Genomic DNA, 24,916 nt, shown 5'->3' on the forward strand with positions numbered 1-24,916 from the left:
GCATGAGCACGCAATTTAACACCCAATTTAACACCCAATCCTTTTCTTCATTAGAGCAGGTGCTTGCGCCAGATTCGATTGCCATAGTTGGTGCCTCAAACGATCCGACTAAACGTGGTTATAAGGCCATGATGGGCCTAATAGACGGCGGCTACCAAGGGGATATTTACCCAGTTAATCCAAAAGCCGACACCATTTTAGGTAAACCTGCTTATGCTTCTGTGAACCTCATTCCAGAAGGTGTGCATATGGCGCTGATTTGTACGCCAGCAAGTACCATCCCTTCTTTGATCAAAGAGTGTGGTGACGTCGGGGTTAAAGGCGCGATTATTCTTGCCAGTGGTTTTGGTGAAGTTGATGAAGTGGGTGCCCGTCTTGAGCAAGAGGTGCTGCAAGCGGCACAAAATGCGGGTGTTCGCATTATCGGGCCAAATACATCTGGTCTTTTTAATCTGCATAAAAAGGTGAACTTACTAGCATTAGATAATGTTAGTGCCGGTGATATCGGCATTATTTCTCAGTCTGGCAACATGTTGTTATCTCTTGCGTTAGAGGCGCAATCGAATGGTCATATTGGCTTTAGTACCTATGTGGGTCCGGGTAATCAAACGGATGTGGGCTTTGCTGATTATCTGGCTTACCTAGGGAGTGATAAGCATACAGGGGTGGCAACTTTCTATGTGGAAGGCTTTAAAGATGGTCGCGCCTTTTTAGACGAAGCTAAGGTAACCAGCCAACTAAAACCGGTTGTTGTCTATAAATCTGGCAGTACAGAAGCAGGCCAGAAAGCGGCGAGTTCTCATACTGGGGCACTTGCTGGTAGTTATCAGATGACAGTGGATCTTCTTCAGCAAGCGGGTGTCAGCGTGGTGGCACATTCCGATGAGATCCTGCCTGTCGCTGAAGGTTTAGGTTTGATGCAACACGCTTCGGGCAAACGTGTCGCCGTGCTCGCCGATGGTGGCGGACAAGCAACCATTGCCTCGGATCGTATTTCTGAAGCTGGCCTAGAGCTTGCTGAACTTGAGACTGCAACACGCCTGGCTTTAAGCCAAATTCTCTTTCCACAAGCTTCCTTGGTGAACCCAATTGATGTGGCGGGTAGTACAGATGCGGCGCCGGGCCTGTTATCAAAATGCATGGAGATACTTGTCGCCGATAAGAATGTCGACATGGTCTTTTTGGTTGGCATGTTTGGTGGGTACGGTATTCGTTTTGCCAAGGAATTAATCGAAGAAGAGCTGCAATGTGCGGATGAGATGATAGCCCTTGCGAAAAAGACAGATAAGCCTCTGATTATCGACAGTCTTTATGCTCATATAAAACCTGAGCCACTTGAGAAACTGCGCCAAGCGGGCCTGCCTGTGTATGCCTCTATCGAACATGCGGTCAAGATCATGTCTGCATTAGGCGAACGTGGTGCTTATCTTAAAAACAATCAGCATCAAGCACGAAAAGCCCCTTTAACGATCAATCAAGCCTGTGCCGATACGCTAGCAAACGCCAAAAGCCAAGGGCGAGACTTGTTTGAGTATGAAGCGAAAAACTTACTGAGTGCTTACGGGTTAGAGGTGGCAAAAGAAATTATCGTGCGTGATGAAAGCGAGTTAGAGAGGGCTTTTGCTGAATTCGGTGATATCCCACTGGTGATGAAGGTCGTCTCTAAAGACATACTGCATAAGTCCGATGCGGGTGGGGTGAAACTCAACTTAGTTGGAAAAGACGCGCTTTATACCGCCAGAGAATCCATCTTGGCTTCCTGTCTTGCCTATAAGGTTGATGCGGATATTGAGGGTGTCTTGATAACGCCGATGGCCCGCAAAGGAACAGAGGTCATTATCGGCATGAGCCAAGACCCTATCTTTGGCCCAGTGCTCATGTTTGGGTTAGGCGGCATCTTTGTCGAGATATTAAAAGATGTGTCCTTTAGAGCCATTCCCCTAAGTCGTTATGACGCTATTTCCATGATAGATCAAATCAAAGCTAGCAAGGTGTTTGACGGTGTTCGAGGAGAATTACCCCTAGACAAAGATGCTTTGGTTGACCTCTTGTTAATCGTCTCAGCCATTGTTGAAAACCACCCAGACATTAGCGAATTAGACCTTAACCCTGTGATTGCTTATGACAATGGCTACGCCATTGTCGATGCCAGAATCATTGTCTCTCAGGAGAAATAAAGATGACATTTGACTATCAAATCCCACAACTAAAAGACGCTAAGTTAACCCTTGAAGAGGGTGTGGCGATATTAACTTTTGATCGTCATGATCTGCGCAATGCACTCACTGGCTCTCACTTGATTGATGACATAGTGACAACGGCTAGCTGGGTGAATCAAGAAAAAGCCGTGTCAGTGCTGGTGATGACAGGCGCAGGGTCAGCTTTTAGCGCTGGCGGCAATATTTTGGATATGGCGGAACGTGCTGGGGATTTTGCGGGCGATGTTGCCGAGTGTGAAGAGCGTTATCGTCGTGGTATTCAGCGTATTCCGTTGGCCCTGCAAGAAGTGGAAGTGCCTATCATAGCAGCGGTTAATGGACCTGCTATAGGGGCAGGTTTTGATTTAGCCAATATGGCGGATATGCGGATCGCCTCTGAAAAAGCCAAGTTTGGTGAGACCTTCTTAAACCTTGGCATTATCCCAGGCGATGGTGGCGCTTGGTTTATGCAGCGCTTAATTGGCTATCAAAAAGCATTCGAACTTACCCTGACTGGCCGCGTGATTGATGCCAATGAAGCCAAAGCCCTCGATATTGTTTTGGATGTGGTTGCTCCCGATCAGTTAATGCCAGCCGCTTTAGCCTTAGCTGAGCGTATTGCTAGCCAACCTCCTAAAGCGACACGCTTAACAAAACGTTTGATGAAGATGGCACAACGCACTGAATTAAAAGACTTTTTAGATGTGTGCGCCAGCTATCAAGGTATGTGCCATAACGAGCCAGAACACCTTGAAGCCGTGAATCGTATGTTGCTCTCTATGAATAAAAAGTCATGAACCAATCACCATGCACAAAAGAGTGCTTATAAATTTCAACTTTCGGTCTTAGTAACCCTTTTAGCCCTTCTCGTTCCCTTAGCTTAATACGAGAAGGCCTTGGTTACAGGGAGCATGGCGTTATGCCATGCGCCTTTTTTAATTCTTAATTTTCTTGGTAAAGCTTCTCTCATAAAGAGTGAATAAAGAGCGAGCAATTGCTAAGAAATCGGTAAGGAATAACGCATGAATATTCAACAAATTGGGGTAGTGGGTGCAGGACAAATGGGGGCAGGTATTGCCCAAGTCTGTGCGCTAGCAGGCTATCAAGTCATCATGTTTGACTTAAACGGCGAAGCCCTCGAAAAGGCCTTATCTGGCATAGCGACCAGCCTGCAAAGATTGATCAAAAAAGAAAAGCTCACTATAGATGAGATGCAAGGTTGCTTGGCGAATATCTCAGCCTCAACAGAGCTTAGCTCAATGGCACAAGCGGATTTAGTGATAGAAGCTGCCAGCGAACAAGAGAGCATTAAACAACGTATTTTTCGACAGCTGGATGATATCTGCCATCCAGATGCCATTTTAGCCACCAACACTTCTTCCATTTCCATTACTCGCCTTGCGGCTGTGACTAAACGCCCTTCAAACGTAGTGGGGATGCACTTTATGAACCCAGTACCTGTGATGGCACTGGTGGAAGTTATACGCGGTTTGCAAACTCAAGATACGGTATTTGATCAGGTCACCCAAGTGGCAAAAGAAATCGGAAAAACACCCGTGGATGTGAAGGATTCACCGGGTTTTGTAGCCAATCGAATCCTGCTGCCCATGATCAACGAAGGCATTTTTTGCCTGCATGAAGGCTTGGCAAAAGCAGAGGATATTGATGAGGTGATGAAGCTTGGTATGAGCCACCCCATGGGGCCTTTAGCGCTTGCTGACCTGATTGGTTTAGATACCTGTTTGAGCATAATGCAGGTGTTATATACCAGCTTTAATGATAGCAAATACCGTCCTTGTCCTTTGTTAGTGCAAATGGTGGATGCGGGCTATTTAGGCCGTAAAACTGGCCGTGGTTTTTATACTTATTAGGAGCAAGTAATGCGTTACCAACATATTTTACTTGAGCCGATCGAAGCGGGTGTTGTGCGTCTGACGATTAATCGCCCCAAGGTATTAAATGCGCTTAATAGGGCAACCTTAGAAGAGATAGATCAGGCTTTAGACCTGCTTGAAGCAAATAAGAATACACGCTTGTTATTAATCACAGGTGCAGGCGATAAAGCCTTTGTTGCTGGGGCAGATATTGAAGAAATGCGTCAATTGAACTCCCTTGAAGCTAAGGCTTTCTCTGCCTTTGGGCTAGGTGTATTGAGACGCTTAGAAAATGCCACCTTCCCTGTGATTGCTCTGGTGAACGGCTTTGCTTTAGGTGGCGGCTGTGAATTAGCCATGAGCTGTGACCTCATTCTAGCATCAGACAATTCCAAATTTGGTCAGCCTGAAATTAACTTAGGTATTCCCCCAGGTTTTGGTGGTAGCCAGAGATTAACTCGTCTTGTTGGTCGGCCAATGACCTTAGAACTGCTTTATACAGGGCGTATTTTGGGGGCGGAAGAGGCTCAACGTTTTGGCTTGGTAAATCATATCTTCCCTCAAGAGTCCTTAATGACAAAAGGGATGGAAATGGCATTAGACATAGTGAGTAAAAGTCGGACTTCCCTGCAACTTATTAAACAACTTGTACAAAGAGGACAGGATTTACCTCTAGATAACGCCTGCATCATGGAGAGTGATCAGTTTGGTTTGAGCTTCTCAAGCCCTGATCAAACAGAAGGCATGGCCGCTTTTTTAGAAAAAAGAGCGCCAAACTTTAATTAAAAAATAGCAATTTATTCAATGTGATAAATGCAGGAGAAACCCATGATGTTATTTCACTTAAGTTTAAAACATAAACTCTACACAGTTATCACCTTAGCACTGATGGGTTTCTCCTTGCTGCTAGTGCTCTCATCCAATGTGCTAAGCACGTTAGCAATCGCCTCAAAACGAGTTGATGATATTAGCTATGATGCGAACCTACTCAAAGACTTGCAAATTGAAGTGCTGCAAATTAATCAGAATACCGATGAAGGTAGACTGAGAGCCTTACCTGAAATTTATAAAGACCAGCTAGATCAAATTGTACAAAAGGCCCCTATCGAGCAAGCCCAAATCGTCAGTGAGATTCAATTATCACTTGGTGCTTTTACTGTTAGTCGAATGCTTTGGCTAGCTCAGGATAAAAAAATTGGAGCCAGTGCCGAAGACGGTTTAAGAGGCCAAATACAAGCAAGTTTTAGCGCCTTAGAAGAAAACTTATTTGCTAACTTTCGTAAGCCTTTTGCCGAGCTTAAGCAAAGCTTTACAGGCTTTATGGATCAGAGAAATGAAGCTGAATATCAAAAGGTAAAGCTTGCTCTAACTGGCTTTAAAGCACTGACCTATGAAATGGAGTTTGAGGAATTATATGGCGCTAACATCAGTGAGATAGAAGGCCTTTTGAGCGAGCTTTCAACAGCTGTGTTTAGTATGAATGAACAAGCAATAAAGGCAAGCAAGGCTTACCATACCTTGGCTAAAGGCGTGCTTTTATCCAATGCCTATTTTGCCGAGCAACTTACTCTGGCTAAACAGGATGCTAGCTTGGTGAGTGACCAAGCTCAGACACAAATTTTTAGTGTCGCGATTGCAGTGGCCTTGCTGGTGGTCGGTTTATTAATTGCGACGAGCCGAAGTTTGGTAGGTAGTTTGGGGCGTATGTCAGGGGTGATGTACCAACTGGCTGAGGGTGATTTAACTCAGAAACTTGTGGTAAATCAGGACCGTAAAGATGAACTCGACAAGGTCGGTATAGCGGTTAATGAAATGACATCCTCACTAAACCAAATTCTTAATCGGGTGACTTCTACCAGCCAAAGCCTTGACCTTGGGGCCAGTGACTTATCCTCTAAGTTGCAACACATGCTAGAAAAGAGCACCAAGACTAACGAGCAAGCAGGGTCTGTAGCGGTCGCAACCGAAGAGATCAGTTCCACCATTGCTAATATGGCAAGTGCGACGAATCTGGCTCAACAAAAGACACAGCAGGCCCATGAATCTGCCGAACAAGGGGGTGAAGTGATTACTAATGCCATTGGCAGTTTAGGTCAATTAGCTCAAGTTTTTGAGCATCTTAATGAGCAAGTAAGCGAACTTGAAGGCACCTATCGCAAGGTGGATGGGGTGACTGAAATGATTAATGGTTTGGCTGAGCAAACTAATTTACTGGCCTTGAATGCAGCGATAGAAGCCGCCCGTGCTGGTGATGCTGGCCGAGGTTTTTCTGTGGTGGCAGATGAGGTAAGAAGCCTTGCCGAGAAAACAGTCAACGCCACACAAAATATCAATGACATTATCGGTGCCATGCATACGAGTATTCAGTCCTTGTTAAAAGTCATGCAAGAGGGTAGCAATCATGTGGATAATGGCAAGCTACGAGGTGATGAAGCCGCAACCGCTGTTGGGCAAATCAAAGGTTTGGTTTTTGATGTGAACGAGCGTAATCAGGAACTTGCCATCAGCATAGATGAAGCGTCAAAAGCGACCCAGATGATAGCCGAAAATATGGACCAAGTGGCCTCAAACGTCTCCAGTAATAAGGAGCAAAGCCAACAAGTATTAGACTACGTGGATCAGGTAAGTGAACAAGCTAAAGACTTACTCACCATGACAGGTAAGTTTAAGTGTGAGTAATTAGCTTTATATTTTAATATTTCCAAAAGTATTGAAATGTTATTTGTATTGATCCATACTGCGAACATGAATCAAGACAACGCAACTAATATTTTATGTGAGTTAGGCCACTCAACTCGGTTTTCTGTCTTTCGCTTGTTAGTCAAAGCGGGAGATAAAGGGCTAGTGGTGGGTGATATTCAACAACATTTGGATATCTCGGGGCCAACGCTCTCGCACCATATTCGAAGGCTTACTTCTGTGGGTTTAGTTAAACAAAACAGAGAAGGTCGCAGTTTATATTGTGTGGCTCAACTGGATGCTTTTCGTGATGTGATGAGTTATCTGGAAGATGAGTGCTGTACCTTGTAAGGCGCTAAATTGAGCTGCTTATAGGTTTCAGATAATAGATATCGATGACAAAAAATGGCCTAACTACTTAGAAGTAGTTGGTCATTTTTTTCAAAATTACATTTCGATATTTTTAAAAATATTTAAGTGTTTTGAAAAATAAACTTTAAACAAGAGATTAACGAGAAGGTGGTTATGATAGATCTATCTAGTTTGGGCCTAACAAGCGACATGCAGGCAATGCTTATGGATTCCCTGTACATGTTTATTAATTTATTTGTTGAGCTAACCATACTGTTTCTTGCGATTAGCTATTTGGTCTCTGTGATTAACCAAAAGCTGCCAGCGGATAAGATTCAGGCGTTATTAGGCGGTAAAAAAGGCCGTGGTTATATCACTGCTGCAGGGCTTGGTGCGATTACGCCTTTTTGCAGTTGCTCGACTATCCCTATGTTAATCGGTTTGTTAAAAGCGAGGGCTGGCTTTGGGCCGACCATTACTTTTTTGTTTACATCACCTTTATTAAACCCCATTGTTATCGCGCTATTTGTGCCCATTTTAGGGTTTAAGATAACGCTTTTATATGCGTCTCTAGCCTTGGTGGTTTCTGTGCTTGCAGGGGTTCTATTACAGTCACTGGGCTTTGACCGTTTTATCAAACAGGAAATGTTATTACCAAGTACTAAAGCAAGTAGTTGTGCTGGCTCAGATTACTCTGCTAGTACAAAAAAAACAAGCATTTGGCAAACTGCTTGGAAAGAGACCTGGCCTTTATTCCTATCTATGCTGCCTTATATGATTATTGCCATGATGATTGGCTCCTTGGTTCACGGCTTTGTACCGGCTGAGTTTTTCTCTCAAGTAGCGAATGCAGATAACCCAGCGGCAGTACCAACCGCTGCTTTAATTGGTATTCCGCTTTATATTCGAGTCTCTACTTTGTTGCCTTTGGTAGGTTCTTTCTTAGCTAAAGGTGTGAGTATTGGCGCTGTTATGGCTTTGGTAATTGGTAGTGGTGGCGCAAGTTTACCTGAACTAATTTTGCTAAAACGCCTTTTCCATTGGCCTATGCTAGTCGCCTTCTTAATGGTGATTTTTAGCATGGCTGTCTTCGCAGGCTTCACCTTTAATATCCTGTTTGCTTAAGGAGCCTGCGATTAAGTCACCTCTTCTCAGTCTTTTCAGAAAAAGTATCACACAAGGCGTTACTTTGACGTAATGTAGGTACCTTTCGAAAAGTGACAACACAGGGTGTTACTTTTTCTGAAAGACCCGAAGGGCGTGGTCTAAAAGCCCTATCTTTACGTTGAGAATCTTATCAATAGAATAACTATTAAGTTGCGCTCCTCGCCATAAATCTAGCGGCTTTTATCCACACGCTGAGGCGGGAGGACTTATTCGCAGGTTCCTTAAGTAAAAACCCTTGTTAAGTCTTGAATGAAGGGCTTAACAAGAAACGGCTTAAAGCATAAGAGATACCTTTATTAGCTGAATCCCTTTAATATTATGGGTGTAAGTTTTAAGTGGACTCCAGTTGATGATCTTCAAATATCTAATCACCTTTTTTATGGCTAGCCTGCTAATACTGCCTTTGCCAGTGTCTGCAATGGATCACACAGAGAGCAGAGTCGATCATAGCCATCTCAATGTCATCACTGAAATGATTAATACTTTACGCTTTCTTCAAAGCACGCAAGATTATGAACTGGCTTATAACGCTGTGGAGCAACTCGACTTGGTAATGGACGACATAATCGCCCAAGGTGCTAATAAGGTTGGAGAAGACTTCTTTAAGGCACAAACACTCAAGTCAGCGCTTGATGTTGTCTTAGTACAGAAAAAGTTAGATTTGGATGGCTGTTATAGTGCCAAATTGAGTTTACAGGTCGATTTCGCCTTACATTCTGAGGATGGTTCAGAACTCTCGCCTTATGATTATCCTGCTATGGTCAAAGAAACCTATTTTATCTTGGATAAACTGTGTCGAATTCATTAGGTAATGCAGTTGTTAGTATAGGGTGAGTTTTCACTTTATTCTTTTTCTATCAACTACTTATAAACCTCTAATTAAACGCTGATTACCTGCCTGTCTAGCTTTGTAGAGAGCAAAATACAGGTCTCAGTCGTTATTACTTCTGGGTGCTGAAGTATTTGAGCAAGCACTTCATCTAAGCCTTCCGAGCTCTCTGCTTCAAGCATGATATTAGCGTCGAATCTGCCAGCAAGACTATGTATTGTCGTAATTTCGGGAAAGCTTTTTAGAAAGCCTAATAGACCTTGGTTTAGGTTACTTTTCACCTCGACAAGCACATGGGCACGGAACTTTTCTGATTCATAACCTGTACCTGTTCGTATTGTATAGCCTCGAATGACATCTTGCTCTTCTAGCGCCTTAATTCTTTTTTGTACGGTTAAACGAGAAAGACCTAATATCTCAGCAATCAAGGTCACTGGTTTTCGAGCATCTTCCCTAAGAATTTGAATAATTTTCCTATCAATGGAATCCATAAAAGAAACCTTATATACAAGTTGTTAACTTTGATTATCACTATGTTTATTTACAGATACAAGATGAGCAGCTTGTTTATTGTGGGCTGTTAGCGACTTTTTTAAACTCTATATTACTCAAATAGTTAGATAACAAAGGAAGCAAGATGGAACAGATTCTTCAAGCACCGAAAACTGTGTTGATGGTGAGACCTGGCGCTTTTTATCCAAACCCAGATACGCAAGCTTGTAATGGCTTTCAATCCCATGCTCTTTCAATAGACCATCACGCAGCGCTTCTGCAAAGTGCTCAAGCTGAATTTGATAACGTGGTTGCCTTGCTATTAGAGGTCGGAGTAGATGTTAAGGTATTTCAAGATGATGCTCGCCTAGATCAACCAGATGCTATTTTTCCTAATAATTGGCTCTCCACTCATGGCTGTGGCGCGAGTGTTATTTACCCTATGTTTTCGCCTGCTAGACGAACGGAAAAAACCGCATACCCTAAGATAGAAGCGCAATTGTCTTCCATATTCAAAATGAATCAGCTGATTGACTTGTCTCACTACGAACAGGAAAACCGCTTCCTAGAAGGAACAGGTGTCTTGTGTATTGATCATATCAATCATCTAGCTTATGTGGGATTGTCTAACCGTGCTGATGTGGAATTAATTCAAGAAGCTTGTCATTTATTAAGTCTTACGCCAGTTATCTTTAATACAGAGTCTGAGCTTAAACAGCCGGTTTATCATACCAATGTCATATTAAGTGTGGGGACTGACTTTGCTCTATTGTCTGCCGACATGATTAGTGACAAAAAAGGACGAGCTCATGTCATACAGACATTAGAAAGGAGTGGTAAAGAAGTCATAATATTAAAAGAGGGACAGATAAATGCGTTTGCAGGCAATGCCATTGAGTTAACAGGAACAAAAGGTCGCTATTTGGCCATGTCCCAAAGAGGGCGAAATTGCTTAACAGAAGAGCAGCGAATCGCTATCGAAAAATATGCAACCTTGTTAAGTGTTGATCTTACTACTGTGGAGCTGTCTGGCGGCAGTATGCGCTGCATGATAGCTGGCATACATTGGCCTTCCAACGAGAAGAATAAAGCATTTATATAAAATGCTAACTTAAGGCATCAAATCAAAGAAAGTAACATGTCTTCATCTTGTTTTAGTAGATCGATAAAGGCTTTTATTTTTGGCATGTTAAACATGTCTCTATGAACTAATATCCAGATAGGTACTTGCCAGTCATCTGGGGTAGGGACCTCAACAAGGTCTGGAACTTGTTCAAGGCTGTGCTTTGGCATAGCGCCAATACCGCCACCTTTACTGATAACCTGGGCGAGTACTTGGTGGTTAGTGCTTTTAAAGATGATGTTCTCATCGGCGATATTTTGATAAATCCATTCATTCCAAACAAGGTGATTCGGTCTATCTTTTAGAGCGACAAATCGATGTTGTGAGAGTGTCTCTAGGCTGGGTAGACCATGTTTTTCGATATAAGATTTATGGGCTGCAAACGTGAGTGATACTTGAATTAAAGGCAGTACAATATTATCGGGTGTGGTGGGTTTTTTACCTGCGCGAACGGCAATATCTGCTTCACCATATTCGAGTTTAAAGTTTCGAATATCATCGAGATAATCTATCCGCATCTTAGGAAATTTTTGCTGATATTTCAGTATGCTAGGCATTATCATGCTGGCGATATCTGCAACACTGGTAATACTTAAGCTACCTTCTAAGGCGGCTTCATTTTGCTTTAATCTATCGGGTAATTGGGCGAAATGAGTTTCTGTTATTTCGCCCAAACGCATAATATCTAAACCTGCTTCTGTGGCGATATAACCCTTATCATTACGCTGAAAAAGAGTGACGCCGAGAGCCTCTTCTAAACTATCAATATGTCGCATAACAGTGGATCTGTGAACACCCAAATCTTGCGCTGTAGCACTTAAGGTTTTGAGTTTAGCCAGCTTGTAAGCCGTTCTAATTTCGTTCCATTTATCCATACTTTATTACTCAATGAGGTAAGTGTTTGGTTGTCATATTTATGCACATATAGTGCGTATAATCGCTCATTTACAGCAAAAATGTAACATCTTAAGATGCAATCAATTAGTTATTAAGTACTTAGCTTTCTCAAAGGTTAAGGGAGCAGGTGCAAATGAATAGGCGATTTTAAGATGATAAATACGACAGATGTACTCATTATTGGTGGTGGTTTTGCAGGGGTTAGTACGGCGCAAAAGTTGGCGGAAAACGGCATAAAAACCATATTGGTGGATAAGAAAGATTATTTTGAGGTGACCTTCGCGAATTTAAGAAATCTAACTGATCCGAATAAAACAAAGAATAGAGCAAGAAAGCGATATCAGGACTTTTTAAAGAGTGATTTTATACAAACCAGCGTTGAGCAGCTAGATGATCATCAAGCCTTATTAGCTAATGGAGAAGTGGTTAAATTTAAACGTGTCATTATTGCTTCTGGGACCAGTTATCCAAGTATGACAGTGGCTAAGACTCTAACGGCATTAAACCTAGAACAGCGTAATCAAGAGTTTGCTAGCCAAAATGATGCTTTACAAGCGGCCGACTCTATCTTGGTTATGGGTGGTGGTGTTGTGGGGGTCGAGTTGGCGGGTGAGATTGCTTTCTCCTTTCCTGATAAAAAGGTGACCTTGAGTCATTCAGGTAATGTTTTGCTTGAAGGCTTTAAAACAAAAGCACAGCGTAAGGCGAAAGAGCAGTTAATGCAGCAAGGCGTCACCATTGAATTTAATCGCAAATACCAAAAGCAGGATGATGTATATCTGGATAAGAGCAGCGGTAAAGTAAGCACGTTTGATCTTGTTTTTGAAGCAATCGGAGTAAAGCCAAATAATCAGTTTTTACAGACTCACTTATCTGACATTTTGAATGCGCAAGGCTATATCAAAATCGATAATAAATTTCGTGTGCTAGGGCATACTAACTTGTTTGCGCTTGGAGATATTGCCGAGGTTGGTGAAGCTAAATTAGGTTATCTCGCGAAACAGCAAGGAGCGCATTTGGGTAAAGTGATTTGTGCTGAATTAGCCGGAAAACCGACTAAAGCATATAAAACCAATCCCTTGATGGCCTTAATTCCCACGGGACAAGAGTCAGGGATCATGCAGTTCCCTTTTGCTGTGACTACGGCTAACTTCTTGGTAAATATTAAGCAGAAAGACTTATTTATCAATAAAATCTACAAAGAGTTTGGCACTCAGCCTAATACCCAATGAATTGAGCTTTAGTGTTTTTATGAGGTTTTTAAAGATATGGATGATCAAAAGTGCCCGTTGTTTTGTCATCAAATTAGCAAGAAAAGGAGACGATAAGAATTGAATTTCATATTCAATAACAGGTTATTATAGGTGTTTTTTTATGAATAAAATTCACTGCTAAAACATTATTTCTTAGGTTAAGAAAGATAGGGTGTTTTTCTACCTTAAATGCCGTTAATTTGCATTCAAGCAGCTCATATTTAGGCGTATACTTGAGGATTATCCTAAGGGACTTTAGGGTCTTAATTTCAGCCTAAGTTAGAGTTTTAAATTTATGCGCTCACTGCCTTCTCTTACTGCGTTACGTGTCTTTGAAACCGCGGCTAAACAACTTAGTTTTACCTTAGCTGCCAAGCAGTTACATGTAACCCAAGGGGCAGTTAGTCGACAAATAAAACAGCTTGAAGACTATTTAGGTGTGCCTTTATTTGTCAGGTTACACCATAAATTAGAACTCACGGATGCAGGGCAAGAATTGCTGCAAAAATTGGATATTTCCTTCAACCTGATTGAAACCGCCATAGCCGATATTCGTGACCCTAATTTAAGGCAGAAACTTAACATTTTATTACCTCCTACCTTGGCGACACGTTGGTTGGTAAAGCGTCTGGCCAAGTTTCGACAAAGCTTTCCTGAATTCGAATTAAGCATCTATGACAGACCGAATGATCAGGTGTTATTTGATTGTGAAATTCGCTTTGGTATTGGCCCGAAAGCGAAAGCCAATAGTGAGCTCTTATTCCTTGAAGAGCACCTGCCAGTTTGTGTGCCTGATATGCAAGTTAGAGCGGCACAATTACCTCTAGAAAGCAGTAATTTATTAAACATAGTGCACGAAGGTAAAAAGCTACCTGTCTGGCAGGATTGGTTGGTTGCTGCAGGGCTAGATGGGTTAGTCGATACGGCCAGAGGGGTTGGTTTTAGTACTTTGGATCAGGTGATTAATGCCCTTAAATCTGGAGCTGGCTTTGCCATCATTGATAAGCACATGATAGGTGAAGAGTTAAGTCGAGGTGAACTGGTACAGTTTAGTGAGATAAGTACACAAGGCCCTTATGGTTATTGGCTTGATGTCTCTGCTGAAAAACAAGGTTTGTCTAAGGTCATGCGTTTTACAGAATGGTTAAAGCAACAAGCTTCACTGGAAGTTTAAATGCCAAAAGTCACTGAAAAAGCGTTTGTGTTGTAAGCACAAACGCTTTTTTTGTTCATGAACTCAAGCCTCAAGCTTTAAGCAAATGGCGCTTTAGCCGGACGCGAAAATCTCGGTGTTCGCTTTCCTGATGTGTAATCATTGATAAGATCACATGGCGTATAGTGACGTTCTAATTCATAAATTTCTTCTTCAGTGAGCTGCATTTCAAGTGCTGCTAAAGCGCTGTCAAATTGTGCGGTAGTGTCTGCTCCCACCAACATAGAGGCCACTTCAGGTTTATTTAAAACCCAAGCTTGTGCTATTTGTGCTGGCAAGCAACCACGGGCATCAGCCACTTTCGCAACCGAATGAGCAATGTTTCGAGATGCTTCGTCGTTATACATTTCAGCGGTAAAGAAGTCTGTCTTGTTACGGGTAGACTGTAAGTCGCTGGTAAGAATACCGCGCGCCAGAGGGCTAAAGACGGAAACACCGATACCTTGGTCTTGGCAAAAAGGTAGCATCTCACGCTCTTCTTCACGATAAGCGCAGTTTAGCTGTAACTGCATATTAATAGGGCGTGCCCAGCCGTTTTGATCACACACTTGTAGTATCTTAGCTAGCTGCCAAGTGTACATGGTAGACACAGCAATATAGCGAGTTTTACCTGCAAGAACGAGATCATTCAATGCGCCCATAGTTTCTTCGACTGGAGTATCGGTATCGAAATAATGCAGCATATATATGTCTACATAATCCATTCCCATACGAGTGAGGGAGGCATCGATCGCTTTAAAAATATTTTTGCGAGAATGACCTTGTGCATTGATGTCATCGCTCATGGCATAACCTACCTTGGTGGTGATCACTAAGTCATCACGACGGCCAATACGGTTAAGCACATTACACACCACTTCTTCGCCAGCACCAATGGAATAAAAATCTGCAAGATCGATAAAGTTAACCCCATTATCGAGTGCGTGATGGATAATTGGCTCACTTTCCTTTTCATCAAAAATCCAAGGTTTCCAATCCTTTGAGCCCATGTTCATGGTGCCAAGGCAGAGGCGAGAAACTTTTAGGCCGGATTGACCAAGACGAACGTATTGCATAGTTAACTCCTAACAAGGTGTCCAAGTTTGTGCTCAGACACCTGATCTTAATAAGTGGTTTGCTTTAGTTAGCAGGGGTTGTGACACCTGATGTCTGAGCCTTGGTTGGAGACTCAAGAGCAGCAAGTGTCGAAGGTTTGATCTCAACTATTTGGCCATTGATTTCGACTTTCTGAGCCAGGCGAATAAAGGCAAAACCTGAGCCGAGGACGATTAACATGCCGGGCAAACCAGATAGGTTGAACAGCATTTTGACCCCATCAACACCAATGAAAGAGGCACTAATCCAGGCCACAAAAGCGATAGCACTGCCCCACAAGGCTTTTACCCAAAGAGGGGATTTCTGGTTTTCAGAGTTATTATCCTTGGTGCAAAGACCACCGATAACATCCGTGTTTGAGTCAGCGGCTGTGATAAAGGTGATAAAGCAGGCAAAAACAAACAGACCACTAAGTAAGGTGCTGCCAGGGAGTTGGTCGAATAGCACATAGATAACCGCAGCAAAGCCATCCGCTTGATAAGCGTCATACATGATGCCGCCCATGGTGGTATCGAAGAAAAGCGCTGAACCACTGAAGGTACTGAACCAAAGAAAACCAAATGCAGAAGGTAATAACATATTAACTATTATGAATTGGCGAACGGTGTAACCACGGGCAATCTTGCCGAGGAAAAGGCAGCTGACAGGAGCCCAAGCGAACCAGCTAGCAAAGAAAGCCACTGTCCACCAGCCTGGCCATTGGTCGTTACCTGATGCGCCAGTGACTAGGTTACGAGCGAAAAATTCAGACAGATAAACACCCAGAGATTCAACGCCAAGAGAGAGAATGAAAGCGGTTGGTCCAACAACGAAAATGAAGGCTGCCCCGATAAAATATAACCAAGTATTAATACGCGCTAGAGTTTGAATGCCTCGATATAAGCCTGATGCTGCTGAGATAATTGCGGAGCCAATGATAGCGATAGCGATGAGGCCGTAAATGAAAGGGCTCTTTTCAATGCCTAATACTGAGTTCATGCCATCGGCAATTACAAGTAGGCCAGACGTCAAAGTGGCTGACATACCTAATACAACCGATAGCAGCGCTAGACCGTCGATGATTTGACCGCCAACACCGTCAACCCAACGGCCTAATAAAGGGCGCAACATGGAGCCGATGGAAAAGTTCAGTTTTAGGTTATGAAAAGCAAGAGCAAAGGCTAAGCCTGCCACTGTGTAAATGCTGTAGGGAGTGATAGTCCAGTGTACGAATATGGTAGACATGGAAAAGCGCATTGCTTCTGGGCTTTCTGGGGTAATGCCAAGATAAGCAGGTGGTGTGTGGTAATGCAAAATAGGCTCAGCCACAGACCAGAATAATATGCCCATAGCGATAACGGTTGTTAGTGAAATGGCAAACCACTGAAACGGTGAAAGCATAGGTTTAGCGCCTTCACCGCCAATTTTTACTTTGCTAACCGGTGCGAAAAAAGCATAAGCAACAACACCCACTAGAAAGAGTGCACTGAGGTTAAATAACCAAGACAGATTATCTATGATGGCCGTATTGATTGCTGAGGTAGCAGCAATGAAATTTTGTTTATCCAAGATGGTATATATTACTGTTAGCAGCAAGCCAATACAGGCTGGCCAAAACGTAATAGGGCGAATGTTTTTCATATGATCTTCCAATTATTATTTTATTTATTGAGCAGGTTAAAATGGCTTTATCGTAAGACCCGCCAAGAGTGAACTAGCCTTAATTAATTTAAAAATCACTTAAATTCAAACTAGCATGACTTTAAGTAATGCCTTTCTAATATATTGATTTATAAATGATTAATTATAATTTCTGAGCCGGCTTTTTTAAGTTTATGAATGTATTTTTGAAATAAAAAAAGCGCTCCTAGGAGCGCTAACATGGGTGTAAGTGTGTTGCAGCTTTAAGAGCTGTTATGAGAGAGCTAATAACAGCTTAAGCATCCCCGTAATAGACCCAAACCCCTTTGGTTTTTGTGTAGGAAGATAAGGAATGTATTGCCATTTCTTTGCCCCAGCCACTTTGCTTGAAGCCACCAAAAGGGGCTGCTAAACCATAACAACCGTAGCGGTTGATAAAGAGCATGCCTGCGTCTAATTGTTCGGCAACTTTGTGAGCACGGGAAACATTGGTTGTGTATAAACCGGCCGCTAGACCATATTCAGTGCTATTGGCAATGGCGACAGCTTCTTCTGTGGTATTGAAGCGAATACAGCTAAGTACTGGACCAAAGATTTCTTCTTGGGCAATACGGGCATCTGGGGCAACATCGGCAAATATAGTTGGTCTGATAAAGTAGCCTTTGGCATTGTCACCTTGGGTATCCGCATAGCCACCCGCCACTATTTTGGCTTCAGTTTTACCTATTTCAATGTATTCCATGATCTTGTCAAATTGGACCTGATTACATTGTGGACCTTGGTCAACGCCTTCTGCCAGCGGGTCACCGCAAACTACCGCATTGGCTTTTTCCACTAGCTTGTCTAGTACATAGTCGTAAATGCTATCGTGAATCAGGAAGCGAGTAGGCTCGGAGCACTTTTCACCCTTGTGAGAAAACATCACATTAAAGGCTCTATCAATCGCGCCATCTAGGTTTGGCGTATCATCAAAGAAGATACAAGGTGACTTACCGCCAAGCTCTAAAGTAGCGGCTTTTAGGTTGGATTGGCCAGAGTTCTGAACAATTTTACGACCCACACCGGTACTACCGGTAAAAGACACCTTATCCACATTTTGGCTCAAGGTAAGTTGATTGGCGCTACTGCCATTAGTTAGCAACATATTGATCACGCCGGCTGGAATATCCAGTGCTTCATCGATCAATTCCATTAGGAAAACAGTGGTTAAAGGCGTGTACTCAGACGGTTTAATAATCACTGTATTGCCCATGGCTAAGGCCGGTGCGATTTTTAAACTGGCTTGGTATAGAGGGAAATTCCAAGGGGCAATCAGAGCGCAAACGCCAATAGGTTCTTTTAGCGTGTAGTTTAAAAAGCCTTCATCAACAGGTGACGTTTCCCCGTAGAACTTGTCTGTCCAGCCCGCATAATAGTCGAAAATATCGGCACAGGTTGGGATATCATCAGTCATGGATTCAGAGAACAGCTTACCATTAGGCAGGGTTTCTAATAGGGCCAGTTTTTCGACATTTTTACGGATTAAGTGCGCAATTTGACGTAATAAGTTAGCGCGTTCTGTACGGCTAACTTTATTCCAAGTGCCCATGTCGTGGTGATGTTTGGCGATTTCTGCTGTCTTTTCAACTTGCGTTTCGCTCGCCATGCTAATCGCACAAAGTGTGTCGCCATTGGCTGGGTTCTTAACCTGCCAATCCGTGTTTTCACCTTGAACCCACTGGCCATTGATATACTGCTGTTTTGGCTTAGTTAGCCAGTCGTTTGCCCAAGCTAGCGGGATCTCTTGTGCTGTTGTCATTTTCATATCCTGTTGGTTAATTTTTATTTTGATCTTGCTGTCAAAAATAGTGTGTTGGTGACTTGTTTTAAGTTTAAAAAGCCCTGCCTCAAGCCACAATTGAGATTATTGAATACTGCTATGGCTAAAAACTCATTCCTTGGCTCTCATTCCGTTTTCTCGCTTGTTAGCTTCCTTGTTTATCTTTTATAAGGTGCGCCCTGACTTTTGTAATATCACCTTGGCTCTCCTTGAATACTTTGGAGGCATAGGAATAACCTTTTTCTTGTTTAAGGCGAATCAAAGTCGGGATCATGGTTTGTATGTTCTGTTGGTTTTGTTGGCTGTTGGGGGTCACGCCACTCAGGCAATGCTGGGTGAACGCTTGGATACCATTCTCTAGACAGCTCATGGCATCTAATAGGTTGTGAATAACAAGAGACTGCCATACGTTAAGATCTAGCTCGCCATGATCTTGCGTCATTTGTACCGTGTAGCAGCGCCCACATACCTGCATGCAACACTGCACTAAATACTCCGCAATGGTTGGGTTTACCTTACCCGGCATCGCAGAGGAACCAGGTTGTACTGCTGGTAAGTTTAGCTCGGCAAAGCCTGTTTCAGGGCCTGATGACATGAGGCGAAAATCTTTGGCGATTTTAATCAAGCCACGAGCAAATAACTCAAGACGATTGGCAATGGAAATAAGGTCATCATGGTTTTGAGAGCTATCAAACAGATTGTCACTATGGCAAAACAGACGGGTGTACATCTGGGTATTCACCTCGTCTATGATGTTTTCAAAAAATGCCTCGGACACATCTCCTTTACGACCAATAATATTGCCACCAAGGTTAATCTTATAAAGTTCTATCACCCCTTGGTTAAGGCGCTTTTTGTTTCTCTCTATCAGGCTTTGATAACCACTAAACAGGTCGGCAAAGCTGATCTCTACAGCATCTTGCAAGCAGGTGCGGGCAATTTTTTGTTCATGCTGCCATTTCGCTCCTTGGGTATTAAACTCGTTAATAAGCCTATCTATGCTACTTTCTAACAACTGCCATTGCTCTATCACAGCAAAGTGGCAAGCTGTGGTTTGAGCGTCGCTGGTGGAATTATTGAGATTGATATGATCGTTGGGATGAACGGGAGAGTAAGTGCCTAGCTGGCGAAAAAACGCATCACGATTTACTAGATTCGCGACCACTTCGTTGATGTTCATATTGGTAGAAATGCCACCACCACCATGACAGGCATGTACTGGAAACTGCTCAAGCGGTAAGTCGTCTAACAGCTGATTAATCACATGAATGATAGCGTGGGCTAAAATAGGCTCTAACTCACCTATGTTCAGGTTAGTTTGAGTTGCTATCTTTTTTACCTTCAGCATAGCCTTAATGAGTACGGGATAATCACTTAAGGGTTTTTCACCATTGAGCGGGTAGAGCGCAATGGCTCTTTGAGTTTGTACACCATATAGCGCATCAAGAGGCACTTCTAGTGCGCCAATCAAATCTGTTTCTATGCGCGTTTCTAACGAGCTGTCTAACGAAAAGTCATTGGCTGACATGACTTAACCTCTTTTATATTTGTTATATAAACGCCTATAAAAGAGGAAAGTAAGGGAAGGGACAATCGAGTTAATGACATAGAAGCATTACATAAACTCATGCTTGAATTTATGTAAAAAAAGGCACTGTTTATAAAAAGCTTTTTACTGCTCATTAAAAGGGGACAGAGTTTGATATCTTAAACTTGATAGCGACCTAAAAGCCTTTGAAGTTCGCTAGATAATGTTTCTAGTTCTTGGCTTGCTTGGGTGACTTTATCGGCACCGGTTTTTACTTCTTGGGATTGGGTATTGATGGTAACTAATGACGTATTAATGTTTTCAGCCACATGAGACTGTAAATCCGATGCATCTGCTATGTCTAAATTCATATGTGTCATACGATCAACGGCTTTGGTTATCTGAGTTAACGTCTCAGCTGCAAGTTGAGATTTGTTTTCTGCGCTATCGGCTTGAGTGGAGCACAGTTGCATTATATTTGAGGCTAAACGGGTGCCAGTTTGCAGGCTTTTTATGGCATCACGAATTTGGTCTGTAGAGGCTTGTGTCCTTTGTGCCAAGGTACGAACTTCATCGGCGACAACGGCAAAACCACGGCCAAGTTCACCTGCACGAGCAGATTCGATCGCCGCATTAAGGGCTAATAAATTAGTTTGATCAGCAATGTCTGTGATCACATCAACCACTTGGCCTATGTTGTTGCTGTCAGTATCTAAAATACTGATTTGACCTGATAACTTATTTATTTCTTCAATCAATATGCTGGTTGTTTGCATTGAATCTTGTACGACTTCAGAGCCTTCATTTGCTTGATGGCTAGTTGTTTGGGCCTCTTTATTGGCGCTTTCGGATTGACGTGTCACCTTATTGGTGGATTCAACCATTTGTTGCATGGCGCTGCTGACTTGTTCCACTTCATCACGTTGGGCATTGATTCTTAATTTGGTTTCAGCACTGATTTGAGTGAGCTCTGAAGAGGATCTAGCAAGCTTAGCGGTCACATTGTTGAGCTCTCTAATCACATGGCGAATCATAGAAATAGTGGCATTGAAATGGGTTGCCATGGTGCCAATTTCGTCTTGTCTTTCGATGGGGATACTGGTGGTGAAATCCGCATCTCTAATAATGCGCTCCATACTATTACTTAAATCATCGATGGGCTTTTTAACAGCACGATAGAGAATAAAGCTGAGGAGAATTAATAGGCTGATAAGAAATAGGCTTAGGCTAGTGAGCCAAATAAGGTGGACTTGATAATCTGCTTTAAGTGCTTTGTTTTCTTTTTCCACTAGGCGCATTTGCAAATTGATAAGGTCAGCAATTTTATGACTAATAGGATCAATATCCTTATATAAAGGACCAATTTGACGATTTAAACGAGACGCAACTTTTGGGCTCATCTCGCTTAATCTGGTGATCTTCTGGGTGACTTTTTCTATGGCTTTGTCGGCATTTACAAATAAGACTTCGGCCTCTTCAGCGAGTAATAACTCTTCTGTACTTAAGTTACGGCTACGATACGCAAGCCACTTTTCGTTTATCTCTACCTGTGCCCTTTTAATGCCATCTAAGGCTTGGGTTGCATTGATCAACCCTGCATTGGCCTTATTGACTGAATCTGTGACATAAATGGCATAGTCATCCGCAATAATCTTTAAGTTTTCAAGAGGCACCATATGCTCTTGGTATACTTTCTCGACACCTTGATTAGCTGCTTTTAGTTGGATTAAGGAGGTGGCGACGACAATAAACAGGCCAACCACAGGAAGCACTGAGAGCAAAAGAAGTTTGCTTTTAATGGAGATATGAGGGATTTGCATCTTAGTGCTCCTAGGTGATGAAGGTTCGTTTTTTTGCTTTAGTGCATCATAAAAATAGGAAGATCAGACTTGGCCAACATATGACGAGTAACACCGCCAAAAATTTGCTCCCGCACACGTCGCCTTGTGTAGGCGCCCATTATGATGAGCTGGCTTTGATGATTTTTAGCGAAACTCATCAGGGCTTCACCCGTGGCGCTATGGCTATTATCAAACTGTTCAATAATGGTATTGATGCCATGGCTTTTAAGATAATCGGCTAGCTCATTGGGGCTTGGTTGACGATATCCTTTACGAGTACCTGTGGTGATAATGACTTGCTGGGCCCGTTTTAGAATCGGCAGTGCATGGCTTATTGCTCGGGCTACTTCCGTACTGGCATTCCAAGCAATTAACACCTTATCTGCTTTAAATTGGGTCATGGTTCTAGGGACCAGCAAAACAGGTTTGCCGCTACGCATAATGGCGGCTTCAAAGGTGGCGGTAGAGCTACCTGATTTAGACTGAGGGATAATGACAAGGTCAGATACCTTGCCTTTTTCTGCGACTAGCTCACTGCGTAAACCATTCACTTCTACCCAGTTTGCCGTTGTGTTTCTGCTAGATGCCTTTTCGCTCAGTTTGATATCTAACTTACGACATAATTTAGCGAACTCTGTCTGTAGGGTTTGTGATTCAGACTGAGAAAACTTCCCCGCCAGTGATTCTAATTCTCGTACTAGTTTGGTGGGAATACCTATCGCACCTTCTGGGATAAATTGTCTTGGGCTAACTTGAGCATGCAGTACTTCTAAATGACCATCAAAGTAGTTAGCCACGGAAAGCGCACCTTCAAGGCGCTCATTAATGTGGCCACTGGTAGATAAGGGCATTAATAAGGATTTTGGGGTAATCATAAAAAATCTCCGTGAGAAAACTCCCTAGCCTATCGGCCAGGGAAGTTGAACTAGATCTTGTAGCAGGCCACGGGGAAGGTCTAACACCATGACATGAGATAGAGCACTTAAGAATAAAACGGCACTCATAGTTAGGGAGGCGGTTTTTATAAAGGAGGTACGCGCTTTTAAGACCAAGAAGGCAATAAAAAAGAGACTGATAGAAATGAGATAGCCAAGTACAAAACAACCCAGGATAAGGCCAACTAACCAATAGATATAATGCATCAAGCTGGCAACACTTTGATCGCCCTTATAGCCTGCGACGATTTCATTATCAAAGTTTGCAGGGTCGTCAAACTTATTAGTAACAAGTTTATAAAGCACAATACTAGACAATATGAGCATGAGACCAGACAAGCCTGCGGTAAACACGCCCCCTAAAAAGGATTGCTGTAAAGAGTCGTACAAACCATAGGCGAAGGTTAGACAAACCGCAGCGGCAAATATTACCTGTGGGCGAATGGAGTGCTGAGCTTTAGCTTGTGTTTGAGTTAGATTGTCTTTCTCATTGCTTTCAGCGCTTTCAGCGCTTTCAGCGCTTTCAGAGCCACTAGTATCATCTGACTTACTTGCGTGTCTTGCTGCAAAGTAAATAGAAACCGCAGTCATTACGCCAATGATGATAACGCCCGGCTTAAGTAGAAAGCCCCAACCATCAAACTGTACCGCTTGATATAAATAGGTTTCCATACCGCCGGCGAGCACAAAGCCAATTAAAAAAGCAGGTCTTGGCCAGCCAAAGCGCTTCATCAAAATACCCAATAAACCAATACCCAGTAGCGCCATCAGGTCGCCTAAATCTCGGGTTGCTTGGAAAGCCGCAAAGCAAATCACCATGATCATGAAAGGGGCCATTAAGGCATAAGGTATGGTGGTGAGCTTAGCGACCCATTTAGATAGGATTAAACAGGCACCGGCACCAATCACATTTGCCATCGCAAGGGACCAAACGATGGTGTAGGTGATATCAAGATCCGTGCTGACCATGGCGGGTCCAGGTTCTAAGCCAATCAGTACCATGCCGCCCAAAAACACCGCCATACTGCCAGAGCCTGGAATGCCAAAGAGTAAGGTTGGAATAAGACCGCCACCTTCTTTTGCATTGTTAGACGATTCTGGTGCTATTACACCTCGTACATCTCCCTTACCGAATTCTGATTTGTCTTTTGACGTTTGTACTGCATGGCCGTAGGCGATCCAATCCACAACGCTACCACCTAAACCTGGTAATGCACCGACAATACAGCCGATAATGGCGCAACGAATCGCTAGCCATTTGTTACGTACTAAATCTGTGATGCCTTCGACCCAACCGCTGCCTAATTTAGAGGCTTCAGCAATAGGACGATTTTGCCTTAATAGATCAATAATTTCGGGAATAGCGAAAATACCTAAGCCCACTACCACTAACGGAATACCATCCATTAGGTAGCTATTATCAAAACTCATACGGTATTCACCGGTCGCAGGAGCGCCACCAATGCTGCCAAACAGCAAGCCAATGCCACAGGCGCTTAAGCCTTTAATTAGGCTATTACCTGCCAGTACACCCACCATACTAAGTCCGAGTAAGGTCAGCATAAATAGCTCGGCCGAGCCAAACGCTAGGATGACCGGGCGAGCAATAAGAACAAATAAGGTCAGGACTAAGGCACCAAATAAACCGCCGAACAAAGAGGCAGAAAAAGCCGCCGATAAGGCTCTGGCCGCTTGGCCTTTTTTAGCCATGGGGAAGCCATCTAACACGGTGGCTTGAGACCCACTTGAGCCGGGGATACCCATTAATACTGAGGTGAAGGTATCAGACGTTGGGATGACCGCAACCAAGCCGATTAACATGGCAAGAGCCGAAACGGGTTCCATTCCGAATAAAAAAGGTAATAGGAGAGAGAGGCCTGCTATGCCACCTAAACCTGGAAAAATACCAATAGCGAGACCCAGTAAAACGCCGCCAGAAAGGTATAAAAGATGAGTGCCCGTGAGTATGGTTTGTAGGGCGATTAAGAATGCATCTATCATG

At 43.1% G+C, this 24,916-nt stretch carries 20 protein-coding genes; 11 read left to right on the forward strand and 9 right to left on the reverse strand.

The window, feature by feature from the left end; all coding sequences use genetic code 11:
* Window positions 1–2: 2 nt before the first annotated feature.
* The 8 genes from Q0A08_RS19650 (at window position 3) to Q0A08_RS19685 (ending at window position 9,077) form a co-directional block, all read left to right on the forward strand.
* Window positions 3–2,177 (forward strand): acetate--CoA ligase family protein, encoded by a 2,175-nt coding sequence (locus tag Q0A08_RS19650; RefSeq protein ID WP_438463156.1) that lies wholly within the window; start codon window positions 3–5, stop codon window positions 2,175–2,177.
* Between the two features lie 2 nt (window positions 2,178–2,179).
* Window positions 2,180–2,995 (forward strand): enoyl-CoA hydratase-related protein, encoded by an 816-nt coding sequence (locus tag Q0A08_RS19655; RefSeq protein ID WP_438463157.1) that lies wholly within the window; start codon window positions 2,180–2,182, stop codon window positions 2,993–2,995.
* 225 nt (window positions 2,996–3,220) lie between these two features.
* The gene (locus Q0A08_RS19660) at window positions 3,221–4,069 is read left to right on the forward strand and encodes a 3-hydroxybutyryl-CoA dehydrogenase (RefSeq protein ID WP_438463158.1); all 849 of its coding nucleotides are present in this window, start codon (window positions 3,221–3,223) and stop codon (window positions 4,067–4,069) included.
* Between the two features lie 9 nt (window positions 4,070–4,078).
* Window positions 4,079–4,858 carry an enoyl-CoA hydratase-related protein gene (locus Q0A08_RS19665; protein WP_438463159.1) on the forward strand — a complete coding sequence of 260 codons (780 nt, stop codon included), beginning with the start codon at window positions 4,079–4,081 and terminating at the stop codon, window positions 4,856–4,858.
* A gap of 42 nt (window positions 4,859–4,900) precedes the next feature.
* Window positions 4,901–6,751 carry a methyl-accepting chemotaxis protein gene (locus Q0A08_RS19670; RefSeq protein WP_438463160.1) on the forward strand — a complete coding sequence of 617 codons (1,851 nt, stop codon included), beginning with the start codon at window positions 4,901–4,903 and terminating at the stop codon, window positions 6,749–6,751.
* Window positions 6,752–6,787: 36 nt separating this feature from the next.
* Window positions 6,788–7,102 (forward strand): ArsR/SmtB family transcription factor, encoded by a 315-nt coding sequence (locus Q0A08_RS19675; RefSeq protein ID WP_438463161.1) that lies wholly within the window; start codon window positions 6,788–6,790, stop codon window positions 7,100–7,102.
* A gap of 174 nt (window positions 7,103–7,276) precedes the next feature.
* Complete coding sequence (locus Q0A08_RS19680; protein WP_438463162.1) at window positions 7,277–8,227, forward strand: permease; 951 nt, start codon at window positions 7,277–7,279, stop codon at window positions 8,225–8,227.
* Window positions 8,228–8,618: 391 nt separating this feature from the next.
* On the forward strand, window positions 8,619–9,077 hold the full coding sequence (locus Q0A08_RS19685) for a hypothetical protein (RefSeq protein ID WP_438463163.1): 459 nt from the start codon (window positions 8,619–8,621) through the stop codon (window positions 9,075–9,077).
* 71 nt (window positions 9,078–9,148) lie between these two features.
* Here the strand turns inward: Q0A08_RS19685 and Q0A08_RS19690 are convergent, their stop codons facing one another.
* Entirely contained in the window at window positions 9,149–9,589 is a 441-nt protein-coding gene (locus Q0A08_RS19690) for an Lrp/AsnC family transcriptional regulator (RefSeq protein ID WP_438463164.1), read from the reverse strand.
* Between the two features lie 146 nt (window positions 9,590–9,735).
* Between Q0A08_RS19690 and ctlX the strand changes: the two genes are divergently transcribed.
* Window positions 9,736–10,692 carry a citrulline utilization hydrolase CtlX gene (gene ctlX, locus Q0A08_RS19695; RefSeq protein WP_438463165.1) on the forward strand — a complete coding sequence of 319 codons (957 nt, stop codon included), beginning with the start codon at window positions 9,736–9,738 and terminating at the stop codon, window positions 10,690–10,692.
* 17 nt (window positions 10,693–10,709) lie between these two features.
* Here the strand turns inward: ctlX and Q0A08_RS19700 are convergent, their stop codons facing one another.
* Window positions 10,710–11,588: a LysR family transcriptional regulator gene (locus Q0A08_RS19700; RefSeq protein WP_438463166.1), complete on the reverse strand. Its 879-nt coding sequence runs from the start codon at window positions 11,586–11,588 to the stop codon at window positions 10,710–10,712.
* 174 nt (window positions 11,589–11,762) lie between these two features.
* Between Q0A08_RS19700 and Q0A08_RS19705 the strand changes: the two genes are divergently transcribed.
* Window positions 11,763–12,842, forward strand: a complete 1,080-nt coding sequence (locus Q0A08_RS19705; RefSeq protein ID WP_438463167.1) for an NAD(P)/FAD-dependent oxidoreductase — start codon at window positions 11,763–11,765, stop codon at window positions 12,840–12,842.
* A gap of 316 nt (window positions 12,843–13,158) precedes the next feature.
* The gene (locus tag Q0A08_RS19710) at window positions 13,159–14,037 is read left to right on the forward strand and encodes a LysR family transcriptional regulator (RefSeq protein ID WP_438463168.1); all 879 of its coding nucleotides are present in this window, start codon (window positions 13,159–13,161) and stop codon (window positions 14,035–14,037) included.
* Window positions 14,038–14,114: 77 nt separating this feature from the next.
* Here Q0A08_RS19710 and Q0A08_RS19715 read toward each other — a convergent pair whose 3' ends face one another.
* The 7 genes from Q0A08_RS19715 to Q0A08_RS19745 all read right to left on the reverse strand — a co-directional run bounded on the left by Q0A08_RS19715 (window position 14,115) and on the right by Q0A08_RS19745 (window position 24,915).
* Window positions 14,115–15,131, reverse strand: a complete 1,017-nt coding sequence (locus tag Q0A08_RS19715) for an aldo/keto reductase (protein ID WP_438463169.1) — start codon at window positions 15,129–15,131, stop codon at window positions 14,115–14,117.
* A gap of 64 nt (window positions 15,132–15,195) precedes the next feature.
* Window positions 15,196–16,791: a BCCT family transporter gene (locus Q0A08_RS19720; protein WP_438463170.1), complete on the reverse strand. Its 1,596-nt coding sequence runs from the start codon at window positions 16,789–16,791 to the stop codon at window positions 15,196–15,198.
* 295 nt (window positions 16,792–17,086) lie between these two features.
* Window positions 17,087–18,589, reverse strand: coding sequence for an aldehyde dehydrogenase family protein (locus tag Q0A08_RS19725; protein ID WP_438463171.1), 1,503 nt, complete (start codon window positions 18,587–18,589; stop codon window positions 17,087–17,089).
* A gap of 166 nt (window positions 18,590–18,755) precedes the next feature.
* The gene (locus tag Q0A08_RS19730; protein ID WP_438463172.1) at window positions 18,756–20,138 is read right to left on the reverse strand and encodes a lyase family protein; all 1,383 of its coding nucleotides are present in this window, start codon (window positions 20,136–20,138) and stop codon (window positions 18,756–18,758) included.
* Window positions 20,139–20,317: 179 nt separating this feature from the next.
* Window positions 20,318–21,958, reverse strand: coding sequence for a methyl-accepting chemotaxis protein (locus Q0A08_RS19735; protein ID WP_438463173.1), 1,641 nt, complete (start codon window positions 21,956–21,958; stop codon window positions 20,318–20,320).
* Between the two features lie 38 nt (window positions 21,959–21,996).
* Entirely contained in the window at window positions 21,997–22,854 is an 858-nt protein-coding gene (locus tag Q0A08_RS19740; protein WP_438463174.1) for a universal stress protein, read from the reverse strand.
* Between the two features lie 24 nt (window positions 22,855–22,878).
* Complete coding sequence (locus Q0A08_RS19745) at window positions 22,879–24,915, reverse strand: tripartite tricarboxylate transporter permease (RefSeq protein WP_438463175.1); 2,037 nt, start codon at window positions 24,913–24,915, stop codon at window positions 22,879–22,881.
* Window position 24,916: the final 1 nt, after the last annotated feature.

The sequence above is a fragment of the Marinomonas sp. PE14-40 genome, from assembly GCF_051623805.1.
GTDB lineage: Bacteria > Pseudomonadota > Gammaproteobacteria > Pseudomonadales > Marinomonadaceae > Marinomonas.